The 253-nt window shown below is 72.7% G+C and carries 1 protein-coding gene; it reads right to left on the reverse strand.

Annotated features, from left to right (window positions below):
- Positions 1-233 (reverse strand): aldo/keto reductase (locus CVH10_RS22610; protein ID WP_369335982.1); only part of this gene is annotated, 233 nt, incomplete at its 3' end.
- Positions 234-253 lie beyond the last annotated feature (20 nt).

Raw genomic sequence — 253 nt, forward strand, 5'->3', positions numbered from 1 at the left:
ATGACCGATGCCACGGTCGGCCGCCGCAGCAGCCAGTTGATCGCCACCTGCGGGACGGTCCTGCCCGTCTCGGCCGCCACCGCCTCCAGCGCGTCGACGACGCGATAGAGATGCTCGTCCTCGACCGGCGGCGCGAACTGGACCGTCTCGTGGAGGCGACTGCCCGCCGGGATCGGCCGCCCCCGCCCGATCTTGCCGGTCAGCCGACCCCAGCCGAGAGGGCTCCAGACCATTGCGCCGACGCCCTGATCCG

This window comes from Halomonas sp. ND22Bw, from assembly GCF_003011945.1.
GTDB lineage: Bacteria > Pseudomonadota > Gammaproteobacteria > Pseudomonadales > Halomonadaceae > Halomonas > Halomonas halophila.